The sequence below is a fragment of the Streptomyces sp. NPDC028928 genome, assembly GCF_055564915.1.
The window spans coordinates 226,338-244,313 of the sequence record NZ_JBVHVI010000002.1 but is presented as its reverse complement, the minus strand read 5'-3'; the positions used below and the strand labels follow the sequence as shown (position 1 = coordinate 244,313).

Sequence of the window (17,976 nt, the reverse complement as noted above, 5' to 3'; positions counted from 1 at the left end):
GAGGGGACCGCAGAATGCACGAGGCACCGGAGCTGACGAGCGCGGCAGATCCCGCGTCGGAGGCCTGGCGGGCCAACGAACGAGCCCACCTCGCGCTCGTGGAGGAGCTGCGCGCCAAGCTGGCCGCGGCGGCCCTCGGCGGCGGCGAGAAGGCACGGGCCCGGCACACCGCGCGCGGCAAGCTGCTGCCGAGGGACAGGGTGGACACGCTGCTCGATCCGGGCTCGCCCTTCCTGGAGCTGGCCCCGCTCGCGGCCGACGGGATGTACGACGGGCAGGCCCCGGCCGCCGGCGTGATCGCCGGAATCGGGCGGGTCAGCGGGCGCGAGTGCGTGATCGTCGCCAACGACGCCACCGTCAAGGGCGGCACGTACTACCCGATGACGGTCAAGAAGCACCTGCGCGCCCAGGAGGTGGCCCTGGACAACCGGCTGCCGTGCGTCTACCTGGTCGACTCCGGCGGTGCCTTCCTGCCGATGCAGGACGAGGTGTTCCCGGACCGGGACCACTTCGGGCGGATCTTCTACAACCAGGCGCGGATGTCCGGCGCGGGCATCCCGCAGATCGCGGCCGTCCTCGGCTCGTGCACGGCGGGCGGGGCGTACGTCCCGGCGATGAGCGACGAGGCCGTGATCGTGCGCAACCAGGGCACGATCTTCCTGGGTGGTCCGCCGCTGGTGAAGGCGGCGACCGGCGAGGTCGTCACCGCGGAGGAGCTGGGCGGCGGCGAGGTGCACTCCCGCGTCTCCGGGGTCACCGACCACCTCGCCGAGGACGACGCACACGCCCTGCGGATCGTCCGGAACATCGTGGCCACGCTGCCCGCGCGGCAGTCCCTCCCCTGGGAGGTCCGGCCGTCCGTCGAGCCCAAGGTCGACCCCTACGGGCTCTACGGCGCCGTCCCCGTCGACTCCCGTACCCCCTACGACGTACGCGAGATCATCGCGCGCGTGGTCGACGGCTCCCGGTTCGCCGAGTTCAAGAGCGAGTTCGGGCAGACCCTGGTCACCGGGTTCGCCCGGATCCACGGCCACCCGGTCGGGATCGTCGCCAACAACGGCATCCTGTTCGCCGAGTCCGCCCAGAAGGGCGCCCACTTCATCGAGCTGTGCGACCAGCGCGGCATCCCGCTGGTGTTCCTGCAGAACATCTCCGGCTTCATGGTCGGCAAGGACTACGAGGCGGGCGGTATCGCCAAGCACGGCGCCAAGATGGTGACGGCGGTGGCCTGCACGCGCGTGCCGAAGCTGACCGTCGTCGTCGGCGGCTCCTACGGCGCGGGCAACTACTCGATGTGCGGCCGGGCCTACTCCCCCCGCTTCCTGTGGATGTGGCCCAACGCCAAGATCTCCGTCATGGGCGGCGAGCAGGCCGCGTCCGTCCTCGCCACGGTCAAGCGCGACCAGCTGGAGGCGCGCGGCGAGAACTGGCCGGCCGAGGACGAGGAGGCCTTCAAGGCCCCCATCCGCGCCCAGTACGAGCGCCAGGGCAACGCCTACTACGCCACCGCCCGCCTCTGGGACGACGGCGTGATCGACCCGCTGGAGACCCGTCAGGTCCTCGGACTCGCCCTGACGGCCTGCGCCAACGCGCCTCTGGGAGACCCCCAGTTCGGCGTCTTCCGGATGTGAGGAGGGGAACCGTGTTCGACACAGTGCTGGTCGCCAACCGGGGCGAGATCGCCGTACGCGTCATCCGTACGCTCCGCTCGCTGGGCGTGCGCTCGGTGGCGGTCTTCTCCGACGCCGACGCCGACGCGCGGCACGTCCGGGAGGCCGACACGGCGGTACGGATCGGTCCGGCGCCGGCCGCCGAGAGCTATCTGTCGGTGGAGCGGCTGCTCGACGCCGCCGCCCGCACCGGCGCCCAGGCGGTCCACCCCGGGTACGGCTTCCTCGCCGAGAACGCCGCCTTCGCGCGGGCGTGCGAGGAGGCGGGGCTGGTGTTCATCGGCCCGTCGGCCGACGCGATCGCGCTCATGGGCGACAAGATCCGGGCCAAGGAGACGGTGAAGGCGGCCGGGGTGCCGGTGGTGCCCGGCGGACGTGACCCCGAACTGGCCGAGGCGGCCCGTGAGCTGGGCGCGCCCGTCCTGCTGAAGCCCTCCGCCGGCGGTGGCGGCAAGGGCATGCGGCTGGTCCGGGACATGTCGGTCCTGGAGGAGGAGATCGCCGCCGCCCGCCGTGAGGCCCGCGCCTCCTTCGGCGACGACACCCTGCTGGTGGAGCGGTGGGTCGACCGGCCCCGGCACATCGAGATCCAGGTGCTGGCCGACGGCCACGGCAACGTGGTCCACCTCGGCGAGCGCGAGTGCTCGCTCCAGCGGCGGCACCAGAAGATCATCGAGGAGGCGCCTTCCGTCCTGCTCGACGACAAGACCCGGGCGGCGATGGGCGAGGCGGCCGTGCAGGCGGCCCGCTCGTGCGGGTACCGCGGGGCGGGCACGGTGGAGTTCATCGTCCCGGGCGGCGACCCCTCGTCGTACTACTTCATGGAGATGAACACCCGCCTCCAGGTGGAGCACCCGGTCACCGAACTCGTCACCGGGCTGGACCTGGTCGAGTGGCAGCTGCGGGTGGCGGCCGGGGAGCGGCTGGGCTTCGCGCAGGAGGAGCTGCGGCTGACCGGTCACGCGGTGGAGGCCCGGATCTGCGCCGAGACCGTGTCCGTCAAAGAGGGCGCGCGCGGCTTCCTCCCCTCCGGCGGCACGGTCCTGCTGCTGAACGAACCCCAGGGCGACGGTGTGCGCACCGACTCCGGGCTCAGCGAGGGCACCGAGGTGGGCAGCCTGTACGACCCGATGCTGTCCAAGGTGATCGCCTACGGCCCCGACCGCGAGACGGCGCTCAGGAAGCTCCGCTCGGCCCTGGCTGAGACGGTCACGCTGGGCGTGCCGACCAACGCGGGCTTCCTGCGCCGGCTGCTGGCCCATCCGGCGGTCGTCGCGGGCGAGTTGGACACGGGTCTGGTCGAGCGGGTGGTGGACGAGCTGGTCTCCACGGACGTACCGGAGGAGGTGTACGAGGCGGCGGCGGCCGTACGGCTCCAGGCGCTGAAGCCGCGTGCGGAGGGCTGGACGGACCCCTTCTCGGTGCCGAACGGCTGGCGTCTCGGCGGCACCCCGAAACCGCCCGCCTTCCACCTCCGGGTGCAGGAACCCCTGACGTACACCCCCCGGGGCAGCCACACCGTCACCGAGGACCGGGTGAGCGTCACCCTGGACGGCGTCCGGCACACCTTCCACCGTGCCGGTGACTGGATCGGCCGGGACGGCGACGCCTGGCTGGTGCGCGACCACGACCCGGTGGCCGCGTCGCTGAACCAGGCGGCCCACGCGGGCGCCGACTCCCTCACCGCCCCCATGCCCGGCACGGTGACCGTCGTGAAGGTCGCCGTGGGTGACGAGGTGGCCGCCGGGCAGAGCCTGCTGGTGGTGGAGGCGATGAAGATGGAGCACGTCATCTCCGCCCCGCACGCCGGCACGGTCGCCGAGCTGGACGTGTCCCCGGGCAGCACGGTCGCCATGGACCAGGTGCTGGCCGTCATCGCACCGCACGAGGAGGTGGCGCGGTGACCGCCGAGCAACTGCCCATGGTCGTCCCGGCCCCGGACCTGCCCGCGCGGGTGCGGATCCACGAGGTCGGCGCGCGGGACGGACTGCAGAACGAGAAGATGGCCGTACCGACGTCGGTCAAGGCGGAGTTCATCCGGCGCCTGGCCGACTCGGGCCTGACGACGATCGAGGCGACGAGCTTCGTGCACCCCAAGTGGGTGCCCCAGCTGGCGGACGCCGAGGAGCTGTTCCCGCTGGTGAGCGGCCTGCCCGGGGTGGAACTCCCGGTCCTGGTCCCCAACCGGCGCGGCCTGGACAGGGCGCTGGCCCTGGGCGCCGAGCGGGTCGCCGTGTTCGCCAGCGCGACGGAGTCCTTCGCGAAGGCCAACCTCAACCGCACGCTGGACGAGTCCCTCGCGGTGTTCGCGCCGGTGGTCCGGCGGGCGAAGGACGAGGGCGTGCACGTACGGGGCTACGTCTCGATGTGCTTCGGCGACCCCTGGGAGGGCGCGGTCCCCCTGCACCAGGTGGCCCGGGTCTGCACGGCCCTGCGGGACATGGGCTGCGACGAGCTGAGCCTGGGCGACACGATCGGGGTGGCCACCCCCGGACACGTCCTCGAACTGCTCTCGCTGCTGAACGAGAGGGGCGTGCCGACGAACGAGATCGGCGTGCACTTCCACGACACCTACGGCCAGGCCCTCACCAACACGCTGGCCGCGCTGCAGCACGGCGTGACGACGATCGACGCGTCCGCCGGAGGTCTCGGTGGCTGCCCGTACGCCAAGTCCGCCACCGGCAACCTCGCCACCGAAGACCTCGTCTGGATGCTGCACGGCCTCGGCATCGAGACGGGGGTCGACCTCGGCCGTCTGACCGCCACGAGCGTGTGGATGGCCGCCCACCTGGACCGGCCCAGCCCGTCCCGTACCGTCCGCGCTCTCTCCCACAAGGACCAGTGATCAGCATGGACCACCGTCTCAGCCCCGAGCTGGAGGAACTCCGCCGTACGGTCGAGCAGTTCGCGCACGACGTGGTGGCGCCGAAGATCGGCGACTTCTACGAGCGGCACGAGTTCCCGTACGAGATCGTCCGCGAGATGGGCCGTATGGGCCTGTTCGGGCTGCCGTTCCCGGAGGAGTACGGCGGGATGGGCGGCGACTATCTGGCCCTCGGCATCGCCCTGGAGGAGCTGGCCCGCGTCGACTCGTCGGTGGCGATCACCCTGGAGGCAGGGGTGTCGCTGGGCGCGATGCCCCTCCACTTGTTCGGCACACAGGAGCAGAAGCGGGAGTGGCTCCCCCGCCTGTGCTCGGGCGAGATCCTGGGCGCGTTCGGTCTGACGGAACCGGACGGCGGCAGCGACGCCGGTGCGACCCGTACGACGGCCCGCCTGGACCCGGACACGGACGAATGGGTGATCAACGGCACGAAGTGCTTCATCACCAACTCGGGTACGGACATCACGGGCCTGGTGACCGTCACGGCCGTCACGGGCCGCAAGCCGGACGGCCGCCCGGAGATCTCGGCGATCATCGTCCCGTCCGGCACACCGGGCTTCACGGTGGCGCCGCCCTACTCGAAGGTCGGCTGGAACGCCTCCGACACCCGGGAGCTGTCGTTCACCGACGTCCGCGTGCCCGCGGCCAACCTGCTGGGCGAACTGGGCCGCGGCTACGCCCAGTTCCTGCGCATCCTGGACGAGGGCCGCATCGCCATCGCGGCGCTGGCCACGGGCCTGGCCCAGGGCTGCGTGGACGAGTCGGTCAAGTACGCCAAGGAGCGCCACGCCTTCGGCAAGCCGATCGGCGCCAACCAGGCCATCCAGTTCAAGATCGCCGACATGGAGATGAAGGCCCACACGGCCCGCCTGGCCTGGCGCGACGCGGCATCCCGCCTGGTGGCGGGCGAACCCTTCAAGAAGGAGGCGGCCCTGGCCAAGCTGTACTCCTCCACGGTCGCCGTCGACAACGCCCGCGAAGCCACCCAGATCCACGGCGGCTACGGCTTCATGAACGAGTACCCGGTGGCCCGCATGTGGCGCGACTCCAAGATCCTGGAAATCGGCGAGGGCACGAGCGAGGTCCAGCGCATGCTGATCGCCCGGGAACTGGGGCTGGTGGGCTGAGGGTCACTTCCGCCGGGTGAAGTGGACGTCAGGACCGCAGGGGTCGTCGGGGTCGACGGTGGCGCAGAGGGTCGCGCCGCCGTCGATCGCCAGCAGACCGAACGAGCAGTCCTGCTGCGACTGCCCGTCGAAGGAGAGCCCGATCTCCGATCCTGACCGGGCCTTCTCCGACGTGCCGTACAGCCCGTCCCCCTCGTCGGCGAAGAACGACCAGGTGCCGGTGGCCCGTTTCCCGGGGCACAGCTCGGAGTAGTCGATGAGTTTCTTCGAGTCGAGGCCGGTGGACGTGAACGTGTGGTCGTCGGCGAACGTCAGCGTCTCGCCTTCGGCCGCCTTCCAGGTGCCGACGACCTGGCGCACCGAGACGGTGGCCGTGTCATCCATGAGGGCACACCCGGCGACCAGCATCAGGGGCGTGAGGAGAACGGCGGCCCGGCGTGCGGGTCTTCGCGGAGAGGTGATCACGCGCTCATCCTAGGGAGCGACGGGAGTCACCCCACCCCCCTGGACATCAGCTGAGGTTAGGCTAACCTACCTTTGACCTTGTCCAGCGGGCGCCTCGCCCCGTTCGAAAGCAGTCATACCCATGTCCCATGCCCGTGCCACCCACCTCACTCGCCGCGGTCTGCTCGCCGCCGGCGGCGCCCTCGGACTCGGTGCCGCGCTCGCCGCCTGCGGGGACGACAAGGGCAAAGACGGCGGTGACGGGGCGCAGGGGAAGGCCGGCAAGTCCGGGCCCTGGTCCTTCAAGGACGACCGCGGCACGGCCGTGAAGCTGGACAAGGTCCCCGCGAACATCGTCGCGTTCACCGGTGTCGGCGCCGCGCTGTACGACTACGGCATCCAGGTCAAGGGTGTGTTCGGTCCCACCAAGACCACCGCCGGCAAGGCCGACGTCCAGGCCGGCGACATGGACATCAGCAAGGTGACGGTCCTCGGCAACGCCTGGGGCCAGTTCAGCATCGAGAAGTACGCGTCCCTCGCCCCGGACGTGCTCATCAGCACGATGTTCGACAACGCCGGCACCCTCTGGTACGTCCCCGAGGAGTCGAAGAAGAAGATCGCCCAGCTGGCCCCCAGCGTCGGCATCTCCGTCTACGACCGCCAGCTCACCCAGCCGTTGCAGCGCATGTGGGACCTCGCCGAGTCGCTCGGCGCGGACATGAAGGCCGCCAAGGTCACCGACGCCAAGAAGCGGTTCGAGGACGCCGCCGCCCGGCTGCGCGCCGCCGCCAAGGCCAAGCCCGACATCAAGGTGATGGCCGGCAGCGCCAGCGACCAGCTGTTCTACGTCTCCGGGACCAACCTCTCCATCGACCTGGAGTACTTCAAGGCCCTCGGCGTGAACTTCGTGGAGCCGCCGGAGAGCGCCAAGAAGCAGGGCGGCGGCTGGTTCGAGTCGCTCAGCTGGGAGAACGTCGACAAGTACAAGGCCGACATCATCATGATGGACGACCGCACCTCGGCCATCCAGCCCGCCGACATCACCAAGGCCACCTGGAAGAAGCTGCCGGCGGTGAAGGCGGGTCAGGTCATCGCCCGTTCCCCCGAGCCGATCCTGTCGTACGACAAGTGCGTGCCGCTGCTGACGAACCTGGCCGAGGCCCTGGAGAAGGCCAAGAAGGTCAGCTGACCTCCGGCGAGGCCCCCGCGGCAAAGCTCCCGACAAAGCCCTGACCCCCACCCTCAGGAGCCACAGATGACGACGGCCGTAGCCGCCCCGTTCCGTTTCTTCTCCCTCCAGGTCGTGCGGACGAGGCGGCTCGGTCCGTCTCTGGTCCGGGTCACCTTCGACGGGCCCGATCTGCACGCCTTCCACTCCCTCGGGCGGGACCAGTCCCTGTCGTTGTTCCTGCCGCATCCGGGGCAGAGCGAGCCCGTCGTGCCGCTGGAGCTGGGTGACGGCTGGTGGCAGGGGTGGCGGGAACTCCCGGATGACGTACGGGCCGTGATGCGCTCGTACACGCTGCGGGCGCTGCGCCGGGACGCCCTGGGACAGACCGTCGAGATCGACATCGACTTCGCGCTGCACGGCGTCGAGCCGGGCGCCGGCACGCCCGCCGGGCCGGCCTCCCGCTGGGCCGCGCGGGCCGCCGCCGGTGACCGGGTGCTGCTGCTCGGGCCGGCCGTCGCCGACAACCGGGCGATCCGCTTCCGCCCGCCCGAGGACACCGGTCTCGTCGTGCTGTGCGGCGACGAGACCGCCGTACCCGCCGCGACCGCGATCCTCGAATCCCTCCCCGCCGGCACCCGGGCCCGGGTCTGGCTGGAGGTGCCGCACGCCGGTGACATCCAGGACGTGCGCACGGAGGCGGACGCGGAGATCACGTGGCTCGTACGGCACGACGGATCCCCCATGGCCGTCGACGCCGTACGGGCCGCCGAACTGCCGGACGCCGAGCGGGCGTACGTGTGGCTCGCGGGCGAGTCCGGTCAGGTGAAGGCGCTGCGGCGGCACTTCGTCGGCGAGCGCGGGGTGGACCGGCGGCGGGTCACCTTCGTCGGGTACTGGCGGCAGGGGATGACGGAGGAACAGCTCCGGGCCGCCGAGTAACTCCCTTGTCCGTGACCCCGGTCACGGGAGAGGTGTGCCCCGACCCAGATAACTTAGGTTAGGCTAACCTAAGTTGATCCCGCACGGACCGTCCCCTCGGAGGACCCCCACATGCGCTCGCACCTGCTCAATGGCCTCACCGCGGAGCACTACCGCCGCTCCGTGACCGAAGGAGTCGAGCGGGTGGCGGCCAAACTCGCCACCACCGACCGTCCGTTCACCGGCGTCACCGTGGACGCCCTCGCCCCCGCCGTCGACGCGATCGACCTGGACCGTCCCCTGGGCGACACCGCCGCCGTGCTGGACGAACTGGAGGACGTCTACCTCCGGGACGCGGTCTACTTCCACCACCCCCGCTACCTCGCCCACCTCAACTGCCCCGTCGTCATCCCGGCGGTGCTCGCCGAGGCCGTGCTCTCCGCCGTCAACTCCTCGCTGGACACCTGGGACCAGTCGGCCGGCGGCACCCTCATCGAGCGCAAAATCATCGACTGGACGGCCGCCCGTATCGGCCTCGGCCCGGCCGCCGACGGCGTCTTCACCTCCGGCGGCACGCAGTCCAACCTCCAGGCGCTGCTGCTGGCGCGGGAGGAGGCCAAGAGCGAGACACTCGCGAAACTGCGCGTCTTCGCCTCCGAGGTCAGCCACTTCAGCGTCAAGAAGTCCGCCAAACTGCTCGGGCTCGGACCGGACGCCGTGGTCACCGTCCCCGTCGACCACGACAAGCGCATGCAGACCGTCGCGCTCGCCCACGAGCTGGAGCGCTGCGCGAGCGAGGGACTGGTCCCCATGGCCGTCGTCGCCACCGCCGGCACCACCGACTTCGGTTCCATCGACCCGCTGCCGGAGATCGCCGAACTGTGCGCCCAGTACGGCGTGTGGATGCACGTGGACGCCGCCTACGGCTGCGGACTGCTCGCCTCCCTGAAGTACCGGGACCGCATCGACGGCATCGAGCGCGCCGACTCGGTCACCGTCGACTACCACAAGTCCTTCTTCCAGCCGGTCAGTTCCTCCGCCGTGCTGGTCCGGGACGCGGCCACCCTGCGGCACGCCACCTACCACGCGGAGTACCTCAACCCGCGCCGCATGGTGCAGGAACGTATCCCCAACCAGGTGGACAAGTCCCTCCAGACCACCCGCCGCTTCGACGCCCTCAAGCTGTGGCTGACCCTGCGCACCATGGGCGCCGACGGCATCGGGCAGCTCTTCGACGAGGTCTGCGACCTGGCGCGGGAGGGGTGGGAGCTGCTCGCCGCCGACCCGCGCTACGACGTCGTCGTCCGGCCCACCCTGTCCACCCTCGTCTTCCGCTACATCCCGGCGGCCGTCACCGACCCGGCCGAGATCGACCGCGCCAACCTCTACGCCCGCAAGGCCCTGTTCGCCTCCGGTGACGCCGTCGTCGCGGGCACCAAGGTCGGCGGCCGCCACTACCTGAAGTTCACCCTGCTCAACCCCGAGACCCAGGCGGCCGACATCGCCGCCGTCCTCGATCTGATCGCCGGCCATGCCGAGCAGTACCTGGGAGAGTCCCTTGACCGCGCGTCCTGAAGCCCCGACCACGACCTACGACTTCGTGGGGATCGGGCTCGGCCCCTTCAACCTCGGGCTCGCCTGCCTCACCGAGCCGATAGCCGAACTGGACGGCGTCTTCCTGGAGTCCAAGCCGGACTTCGAGTGGCACGCCGGCATGTTCCTGGACGGCGCCCACCTCCAGACGCCGTTCATGTCGGACCTGGTCACCCTGGCCGACCCGACCTCGCCGTACTCCTTCCTGAACTACCTGAAGGAGAAGGGCAGACTGTACTCGTTCTACATCCGGGAGAACTTCTACCCGCTGCGGATCGAGTACGACGACTACTGCCGCTGGGCGGCGAACCAACTGAGCAGCGTCCGCTTCGGTACGACGGTGACGGAGGTGACGTACGAGGACGAGCACTACCTCGTGCGCACCGACACCGGTGACGTGTACCGCGCCCGCCACCTGGTGCTCGGCACCGGCACCCCGCCGTACATCCCCGAGGCCTGCCGGGGCCTGGGCGGCGACTTCATCCACAACTCCCGCTATGTGCAGCACCGAAGCGAGTTGGTGAAGAAGGAGTCGATCACCCTCGTCGGCTCCGGGCAGTCGGCCGCCGAGATCTACTACGACCTCCTCGGCGAGATCGACGTCCACGGCTACCGGCTGAACTGGGTGACGCGCTCCCCGCGCTTCTTCCCCCTCGAGTACACCAAGCTCACGCTGGAGATGACGTCCCCGGAGTACATCGACTACTACCGCGAGCTTCCCGAGGCCACCCGCTACCGCCTCACGGCCGAGCAGAAGGGCCTGTTCAAGGGGATCGACGGCGACCTGATCAACGAGATCTTCGACCTGCTCTACCAGAAGAGTCTCGGCGGCCCGGTCCCCACCCGTCTGCTCACCAACTCCTCGCTGCGCGGCGCGACGTACGAAAACGGCACGTACACCCTCTCCTTCCGCCAGGAGGAGCAGGAGAAGGACTTCGAGATCGAGTCCCAGGGCCTGGTGCTGGCCACCGGCTACAAGTACGCCCAGCCGGAGTTCCTGAACCCCGTGAAGGACCGCCTGGTCTACGACTCCCGCGGCAACTTCGACGTCGCCCGCAACTACGCCGTCGACATCACCGGCCGTGGCGTCTTCCTGCAGAACGCCGGCGTCCACACGCACAGCATCACCAGCCCCGACCTGGGCATGGGCGCGTACCGGAACGCGTACATCATCCGTGAGCTGCTCGGCACGGAGTACTACCCGGTCGAGAAGACCATCGCCTTCCAGGAGTTCGCCGTATGACCTTCACGTTCCGCCCCCTCGACCCGCTGAAGGACGCCGAGCTCCTGCACACGTGGGTCACCCACCCCAAGGCCGCGTTCTGGATGATGCAGGACGCGAAACTGGAGGACGTCGAGCGCGCCTACATGGAGATCGCGGCCGACGAGCACCATCACGCGCTGCTCGGTCTCGCCGAGGACGGCACGCCCGCGTTCCTGATGGAGAAGTACGACCCCGCGCACCGGGAGCTGGTCGGGCTGTACGAGCCGCGGTCCGGGGACGTCGGGATGCACTTCCTGGTGCCGGCCACCGACACCCCCGTGCACGGGTTCACCAGGTCGGTCATCACCGCCGTGATGTTCCACCTCTTCGAGGACCCGTCGGTGCGGCGGGTCGTCGTCGAGCCGGACGTCCGCAACACGGCCGTGCACGCCCTGAACGAGGCCGTCGGCTTCGTGGCCGAACGGGAGATCGACAAGCCGGAGAAGCGGGCGCTGCTGAGCTTCTGCACCCGCGAGCAGTTCGAGAAGGCGGTTACCGCATGACCCTCGCCGACGCCGTGGCCCATCTGTCCCCCGAGCGCTGGGCGACCGCCAACCGGCTGCTGCTGCGCAAGGCGCTCGCCGAGTTCGCGCACGAGCGGCTGATCACCCCGGAGGAGGACGGCGGCCAGTACGTCGTCCGCAGCGACGACGGGCTCACCAGCTACCGGTTCAGCGCCGTACGGCGGGCCCTGGACCACTGGGAGATCGACCCGGACTCCCTCACCCGGCACCGCGACGGCGGTGAACTGCCGCTGGCCGCGCTGGACTTCTTCATCGAGCTGAAGGAGGCACTGGGGCTGAGCGACGAGATCCTGCCGGTGTACCTGGAGGAGATCTCCTCCACCCTGTCGGGCACCTGCTACAAGCTCACCAAGCCGCGGGTGACCTCCGCCGAGCTGGCCCGCAGCGGCTTCCAGGCCGTCGAGACCGGGATGACCGAGGGCCACCCGTGCTTCGTCGCGAACAACGGGCGGCTGGGCTTCGGCATCCACGAGTACCTGTCGTACGCGCCGGAGACGGCGAGCCCGGTGCGGCTGGTGTGGCTGGCCGCGCACCGCTCGCGGGCCGCGTTCACGGCCGGTGCCGGGATCGAGTACGAGTCGTTCCTGCGGGCGGAGCTGGGCGAGAAGACGGTGGAGCGGTTCCGTGCCGTCCTCACCGACCGGGGCCTGGACCCCGCCGACTACCTGTTCATCCCGGTCCACCCCTGGCAGTGGTGGAACAAGCTGAGCGTCACGTTCGCCGCCGAGGTGGCCCGTGAGCTGCTGGTCTGCCTCGGCGAGGGTGACGACGAGTACCTGGCCCAGCAATCGATCCGGACCTTCTTCAACACCAGCGACCCGCACAAGCACTATGTGAAGACGGCCCTGTCGGTCCTCAACATGGGCTTCATGCGCGGCCTGTCCGCCGCCTACATGGAGGCCACCCCGGCGATCAACGACTGGCTGGCCCAGCTGATCGACAGCGACCCGGTGCTGAAGTCGACGGGCCTGTCGATCATCCGGGAGCGGGCGGCCGTCGGCTACCGGCACCTGGAGTACGAGGCGGCCACCGACCGCTACTCGCCGTACCGCAAGATGCTGGCGGCGCTGTGGCGGGAGAGCCCGGTGCCCTCGCTGCGGGACGGCGAGACCCTCGCGACCATGGCCTCCCTGCTGCACGTCGACCACGAGGGCGCCTCGCTCGCGGGCGCGTTGATCGAGCGGTCGGGCCTGGCCCCGGTGGAGTGGCTGCGGCAGTACCTGCGGGCCTACTACACCCCGCTGCTGCACAGCTTCTACGCCTACGACCTGGTGTTCATGCCGCACGGCGAGAACGTCGTCCTGGTGCTGAAGGACGGCGCCGTGCAGCGGGCGGTCTACAAGGACATCGCCGAGGAGATCGCCGTCATGGACCCGGACGCGGCCCTGCCGCCGGAGGTGCGGCGGATCCGGGTCGAGGTCCCGGAGGACAAGAAGCTGCTGTCGATCTTCACGGATGTCTTCGACTGCTTCTTCCGCTTCCTCGCCGCCCACCTCGCCGCCGAGGGCGTCCTGGCGGAGGACGACTTCTGGCGCACGGTCGCCGAGGTCACCCGCGCGTACCAGGAGGCGAACCCGGAGCTGGCCGACAAGTTCCGCCAGTACGACATGTTCGCCCCAAAGTTCGCGCTGTCCTGCCTCAACCGGCTCCAGCTGCGCAACAACAAGCAGATGGTGGACCTCGCCGATCCGTCCGGCGCGCTCCAGCTGGTCGGCACCCTGCAGAACCCGATCGCCGGGTTCTGACGGCGCCACAGACCTGACGGGCACCCCGGAGTACGGTCCCCCGGGGTGCCCGTCGGCTTCTCGGTCAGCGCGCCGGCCAGGGCACCTGCGGCGACCGGTAGTAGCGGATGCCGAGGGCGTCCCAGCGCGGGCCCTGCGCCGCGAGCCGCGCCTTGTAGGCGGTCCAGCTGTGCGTGGCCGCCGGGGACCAGCCCAGCTCGGCCGCGCCGGCGAGCCGCGGGAACGCCATGTACGCGATGTCGGCGGACGTGGTCAGGGTCTCGGACCACAGCGGCGCCTCGACGCCCCTGATCGCGGAGGCGGGTGCCCCGGCGAGGTAGGCGCCCGGGTTCCAGTCGTAGGACCGTCTGACCTCGACCAGGCCCGCCCACTTGGTGCCGAGGCGGGTGCTGCTCGTGTACTTCATGTCGAGGTAGATCCGGTCGGCCGGGGACAGGATCAGGCCGGTGCCGTTCCGGGCGGCCTTCGCGACCTGGGCCTTCTCCGCCGCGCTGGTGCCGTCCAGGCCCCAGTACTGGGCGAGGGCACCGCGGGCCGGGTGGGCGCCGGTGAGCTGGTGCCAGCCGATGACCGTCTTGCCGTACCGGGCGACGACCGGCTGCACGCGGTCCATGAACGTCACGTAGTCGGTGTGGCTGGTGGAGTGCGCCTCGTCGCCGCCGATGTGCAGGTAGCGGCCGGGGGTGAGGGCGGCCAGCTCCCGGATCACGTCGTCCACGAAGTCGTAGGTGACCTCCTTGGGCACGCACAGCGAGCTGAAGCCGACCTGGGTGCCGGTGTACAGCGGGGGTGCCACGCCGTCGCAGTTGAGCTGCGCGTAGGAGGCGAGGGCCGCGTTGGTGTGGCCGGGCATGTCGATCTCGGGGACGACCTCCAGATAGCGGGAGGCCGCGTACCGGACGATCTCCCGGTAGTCGTCCTTGGTGTAGAAGCCGCCCCGGCCGCCGCCGACCTGGGTGGAGCCGCCGTAGGAGGCCAGGCGCGGCCAGGAGTCGACCGCGATGCGCCAGCCCTGGTCGTCGCTGAGGTGCAGATGCAGCTCGTTGACCTTGTAGAGCGCCAGCTGGTCGATGTAGCGCTTGACCTGGGCGACCGTGAAGAAGTGCCGGGAGACGTCCAGCATGGCGCCGCGGTAGGCGTAGCGGGGGCGGTCCTGCACGGTGCCGCCGGCGATCTGCCAGGTCGCGCGCTGGACGGTCTTCTTCTCGACGGCCGCCGGGAGGAGCTGGCGCAGCGTCTGGACACCGTGGAAGAGCCCGGCGGGGGTGCGCGCGGTGAGGGTCACCCCACCGGCGCCGCTGTGCAGCCGGTAGCCCTCGGCGCCGAAGTCGCCGTCCGCGAGGCGGAGTCGGATGCCTCCGGTGCCGCCGTCGGTGACCGGCAGCGGATAGCCGGTGGCGGGGCGCAGCAGGCCGGCCAGGTAGCCGCCGATGCGGCGGACCTCGGCGGAGCCGTCGACGCGGACGGTGGTGGCGCGGGTGATGCGGTACGGCGTTCCGCCCGGGGTGACCGAGGCGGGTGCCGGGATCACCCGGTTCAGCGGGGTGGGGGCGGCGGCCCGGGCGGTGGGGGCCGCGCCGAGGGTGAAGCCGCCGGCTGCCGCGAGCAGCAGCAGGGAACCGAGGACGCGGGGTGTTCGGGGAGTCGTGCTGTGGTGCCGTCTCACATGCGCTCCCTTCCGATGTGGTCGGGACCAACTGTCCCGCAGATCGGGTGGAACAATCCCCGCATGGCGGAAATCATCCAGAAGGACGGAACCTGGGCCTTCGACGGCGACTCCCTGCGCATCACACCGGGCCGGGACAAGAGCGTGGGCCTGCTCCGCCGCGAGCTGGGCGAACTCGTCGTACCGCTCGGCGCGTTGGCCGGGATCTCCTTCGAGCAGGGCCGGAAGGCGGGGCGGCTCAGGCTGCGGCTGCGCGACGGCGCCGATCCGCTGCTCCAGGCCACGGCGGGCCGGCTGGCCGAGGCCCACGACCCGTATCAGCTGAGCGTGGAGCCCGACCGGTACGGGGTCGCCGAGTACGTCGCCGACGAGGTGCGCAACGCCCTGCTGCTGGACGGGGTTTCCCCGGCCCCGGTCACCGCGTACCTGCTGCCGGGCCCGTCGGTGCCGGTGTCCGTCTCGGCCGGGGACGGCACGGCGGGCTTCGACGGGGACCGGGTGAGGCTGGAGTGGAACTGGAAGACGGAGGACGCCAAGGCCTCCTCGGGCCCGCGCACCATCCCCCTCGCGGAGATCACCGGTGTGGACTGGCAGCCGGCGGCCGGCCTGGAGAACGGGCATCTGCGGTTCCTGGTGCGCGGCGCCCCGGCCGCCGTGCCGCCCAAGTACGACCCGAACGCGGTCGAGCTGTGGGGCTTCAAGAAGGATCCGCTGATGGTCCTGGTCGCGGCGGCCGTGCAGGCGCGTCTGCCGCATCCCTCGGCGGCCGGCCCCGAGGTGCCTCAGATCCCGCCGCAGCGGGCCGCGGAGCCGGCCGGGGACGACCACGACGTGCTGCTGCGCCGGCTGCGGGAGCTGGGCGAGCTGCACCGGGACGGGGTGCTGACGGACGAGGAGTTCACCCTGGCCAAGCAGGCGGTCCTCAAGCGCTTGTGAGGGCCGCCTGCTCGCCGGTGGCCTACTTGGCCTTGCGGGAGACCGTGAAGTGGTCGATACGGTCGCCGGTCTCGGCGATGCCCGACACCTTCAGCGTGGTCTGCCGGCCCTTCGGGGCGGGCGTGACGTCCACGCGGAGGAAGGAGTAGTCGAGGTAGCGCACCCGGGACCAGGCGACGGTCTCGTCGACCTTGCCGTCCTTGGTGTTCACGAACGAGGCGACCGAGTCGGTCTCGTGCTCGTGGCCCTCGTAGGAGTCCGGGGCGGAGAAGGCGTACAGGCTGCGGCCGGCGGCGCCCGCGGTGACGTACACCACACCGTCGGTCTCGGGGTAGGCGGTTCCGCCGATCGGCAGCTTCCTGGTGACCTTGCCGGCCTTGATGACGTCGGTGCGCTCGTACTGGTGGTTGTGGCCGTTGATGACCAGGTCCACCGTGTACTTCTCGAACAGCGGCACCCACTCCTGGCGCACCCCGCCCTCGGAGGCGTGCGCGGTGGAGGTGCAGTAGGCGCAGTGGTGGAAGAAGACGACGATGAAGTCGACGTCCTTGGCGGCGCGGAACTTCTTCAGCTGCCCTTCCAGCCACTTGGTCTGGGTTCCGCCCGATATGCCCAGGTTCGCCGGGATCTCGAAGGAGACGTCGTTGGCGTCGAGCGAGATGACCGCCGTGTTGCCGTAGACGAAGGAGTAGACGCCCGGCAGGTTCCTCTTGTCGGGCCCGTTGTCGGGGAGCGTCCAGCGGGCCTCCTCGCCGCCGTAGCCGTTGGGCGAGTACCAGGCCTCCATGTCGTGGTTGCCGTACGACACCATCCACGGGACCTGCTTGGCGACCGACTCGGTCTGGTACAGGAACTGGTCCCAGGTGCGCGAGTCGAACCCGGTGTCGGTGGTCCTGCCCGCGCCGGACGGGTCGCCGTAGGCGATGTCGCCGGCGTGCAGGTGGAAGGCCGGGTTCTGGCCGAGGATCAGGGCGTTGTTGGCCAGGCCGTGGTAGCCGACGCCCTCGTCACCGAAGGCGGTGAAGGTGAACGGCGCCTTGTGGGCGGGGGCGGTGGTGAAGGTGCCCAGAGTGCCCGCCAGGTGCGGCTGGGCCGGGTCGAAGCCCTGGTGGCCGACGCCGTAGTAGTACGTCCTGCCGGGGCGCAGGCGGGTCAGCCTGGCGTGCAGGTAGTACTGGGTGTGGTCACCGCTCGCGCCGACACCGGCCGGGGTGTACAGGGTGCGGACCTCGGCCTCGATCGCGCGGGAGAGGTCCCAGGGGTGGGCGCCGATGCGGATGAACGGCTTCTTGACGGCGACCGGGACCTGCCAGGAGACGGTGATCTCGGTGCGCGGGTCGTTGCCCCAGGCCAGGTGGCGGCCGAAGGGGGCGACGAGGGAACCGTCGACCGTGGCGGCGGAGGTGACGGTGCGCTGGGCCGGGACGACGGCCCGGGCGGTGGCACCCGGCACGAACGCGCCACCCGCGACGGCGCCCAGGGTGACGGCACCGCCCCTGATCATGGTGCGCCGCGAGAATCTGGCGCGCAGGTACTCGTGCTGCTCGGCCATGCTCATGCGCTCGGCCAGCTTCTCGGGTACGCCCATACGAGGAATGTCCATGGCGTCTGAAACTCGTCCGCTCGGGCAACGGGACACAAGACGCAGGATGGACAGCGTGCGAACAGCGCACCATGAGAGATCCAACAGGTGCTTGCCCGGAATCGGGCACGATTCTTGCGAAAGAGGCGCCGGTACTCCAGGATCTACCGGGTGCACGACGAACTTGTTGATCATCTGACGAGGTCCACGCCCCTGAACCGGGGCGAGGCGCTGCGGGTGATCCAGGACGTGCTCGCCTACTTCGACGAGACGACGCAGGACTTCGTCCGTCGCCGCCACCGCGAACTCCAGGCGCAGGGCCTGGTGAACGCGGAGATCTTCGAACGGATCGAGGCGGACCTGAAATACCGGGCGGTGGCGCCGCCGGAGCTGACGCTCAGGCAGCTGCGCCGCATGGTCTACGGCTGAGACGCCAGGCTGAGAGATACCTA

The 17,976-nt window shown here is 70.4% G+C and carries 15 protein-coding genes; 12 read left to right on the top strand and 3 right to left on the bottom strand.

Translation table 11 applies throughout. From position 1 onward, the window contains the following. The first annotated feature begins 14 nt into the window (after nucleotides 1-14). Genes ACZ4U1_RS06985 through ACZ4U1_RS06970 form a run of 4 tightly spaced genes read left to right on the top strand, consistent with a single transcriptional unit; the run spans nucleotide 15 to nucleotide 5,681 of the window. Nucleotides 15-1,631: a carboxyl transferase domain-containing protein gene (locus ACZ4U1_RS06985; protein WP_467900558.1), complete on the top strand. Its 1,617-nt coding sequence runs from the start codon at nucleotides 15-17 to the stop codon at nucleotides 1,629-1,631. An 11-nt stretch (nucleotides 1,632-1,642) separates the two neighbouring features. Then, a complete protein-coding gene (locus ACZ4U1_RS06980; RefSeq protein ID WP_467900556.1) occupies nucleotides 1,643-3,574 on the top strand; it encodes an acetyl/propionyl/methylcrotonyl-CoA carboxylase subunit alpha in 1,932 nt (643 codons plus the stop codon). A gap of 17 nt (nucleotides 3,575-3,591) precedes the next feature. Further along, entirely contained in the window at nucleotides 3,592-4,515 is a 924-nt protein-coding gene (locus tag ACZ4U1_RS06975) for a hydroxymethylglutaryl-CoA lyase (RefSeq protein WP_467901448.1), read from the top strand. A gap of 5 nt (nucleotides 4,516-4,520) precedes the next feature. Continuing rightward, nucleotides 4,521-5,681 carry an acyl-CoA dehydrogenase family protein gene (locus tag ACZ4U1_RS06970; RefSeq protein ID WP_467900554.1) on the top strand — a complete coding sequence of 387 codons (1,161 nt, stop codon included), beginning with the start codon at nucleotides 4,521-4,523 and terminating at the stop codon, nucleotides 5,679-5,681. A gap of 3 nt (nucleotides 5,682-5,684) precedes the next feature. On the opposite strand, the gene ACZ4U1_RS06965 is transcribed toward ACZ4U1_RS06970, so the two are convergent. Next, nucleotides 5,685-6,146 carry a hypothetical protein gene (locus ACZ4U1_RS06965; protein ID WP_467900552.1) on the bottom strand — a complete coding sequence of 154 codons (462 nt, stop codon included), beginning with the start codon at nucleotides 6,144-6,146 and terminating at the stop codon, nucleotides 5,685-5,687. Between the two features lie 121 nt (nucleotides 6,147-6,267). On the opposite strand from ACZ4U1_RS06965, the gene ACZ4U1_RS06960 reads away from it, so the two are divergent. The 6 genes from ACZ4U1_RS06960 to ACZ4U1_RS06935 all read left to right on the top strand — a co-directional run bounded on the left by ACZ4U1_RS06960 (nucleotide 6,268) and on the right by ACZ4U1_RS06935 (nucleotide 13,340). Continuing rightward, nucleotides 6,268-7,314 (top strand): ABC transporter substrate-binding protein, encoded by a 1,047-nt coding sequence (locus ACZ4U1_RS06960; RefSeq protein WP_467900550.1) that lies wholly within the window; start codon nucleotides 6,268-6,270, stop codon nucleotides 7,312-7,314. Between the two features lie 66 nt (nucleotides 7,315-7,380). Further along, entirely contained in the window at nucleotides 7,381-8,235 is an 855-nt protein-coding gene (locus tag ACZ4U1_RS06955; protein WP_467900548.1) for a siderophore-interacting protein, read from the top strand. A 111-nt stretch (nucleotides 8,236-8,346) separates the two neighbouring features. Next, a complete protein-coding gene (gene desA / locus ACZ4U1_RS06950; RefSeq protein ID WP_467900545.1) occupies nucleotides 8,347-9,789 on the top strand; it encodes a lysine decarboxylase DesA in 1,443 nt (480 codons plus the stop codon). Continuing rightward, entirely contained in the window at nucleotides 9,773-11,050 is a 1,278-nt protein-coding gene (locus ACZ4U1_RS06945; RefSeq protein ID WP_467900543.1) for a lysine N(6)-hydroxylase/L-ornithine N(5)-oxygenase family protein, read from the top strand. Before desA ends, ACZ4U1_RS06945 begins: the two co-directional genes overlap by 17 nt. After that, nucleotides 11,047-11,574: a GNAT family N-acetyltransferase gene (locus tag ACZ4U1_RS06940; protein WP_467900540.1), complete on the top strand. Its 528-nt coding sequence runs from the start codon at nucleotides 11,047-11,049 to the stop codon at nucleotides 11,572-11,574. Before ACZ4U1_RS06945 ends, ACZ4U1_RS06940 begins: the two co-directional genes overlap by 4 nt. Next, the gene (locus ACZ4U1_RS06935; protein ID WP_467900538.1) at nucleotides 11,571-13,340 is read left to right on the top strand and encodes an IucA/IucC family protein; all 1,770 of its coding nucleotides are present in this window, start codon (nucleotides 11,571-11,573) and stop codon (nucleotides 13,338-13,340) included. The genes ACZ4U1_RS06940 and ACZ4U1_RS06935 overlap by 4 nt, the downstream gene beginning before the upstream one ends. A gap of 64 nt (nucleotides 13,341-13,404) precedes the next feature. On the opposite strand, the gene ACZ4U1_RS06930 is transcribed toward ACZ4U1_RS06935, so the two are convergent. Beyond that, nucleotides 13,405-15,006, bottom strand: a complete 1,602-nt coding sequence (locus ACZ4U1_RS06930; protein ID WP_467900535.1) for a beta-N-acetylhexosaminidase — start codon at nucleotides 15,004-15,006, stop codon at nucleotides 13,405-13,407. A 63-nt stretch (nucleotides 15,007-15,069) separates the two neighbouring features. Here ACZ4U1_RS06930 and ACZ4U1_RS06925 point away from each other — a divergent pair, with 63 nt between their 5' ends. Beyond that, nucleotides 15,070-15,942 carry a DUF4429 domain-containing protein gene (locus tag ACZ4U1_RS06925; protein WP_467900533.1) on the top strand — a complete coding sequence of 291 codons (873 nt, stop codon included), beginning with the start codon at nucleotides 15,070-15,072 and terminating at the stop codon, nucleotides 15,940-15,942. Between the two features lie 22 nt (nucleotides 15,943-15,964). Here the strand turns inward: ACZ4U1_RS06925 and ACZ4U1_RS06920 are convergent, their stop codons facing one another. Then, on the bottom strand, nucleotides 15,965-17,530 hold the full coding sequence (locus ACZ4U1_RS06920) for a purple acid phosphatase family protein (protein ID WP_467900529.1): 1,566 nt from the start codon (nucleotides 17,528-17,530) through the stop codon (nucleotides 15,965-15,967). Between the two features lie 165 nt (nucleotides 17,531-17,695). On the opposite strand from ACZ4U1_RS06920, the gene ACZ4U1_RS06915 reads away from it, so the two are divergent. Continuing rightward, entirely contained in the window at nucleotides 17,696-17,953 is a 258-nt protein-coding gene (locus tag ACZ4U1_RS06915; RefSeq protein ID WP_467900526.1) for a hypothetical protein, read from the top strand. The last annotated feature ends 23 nt before the right edge of the window (nucleotides 17,954-17,976 follow it).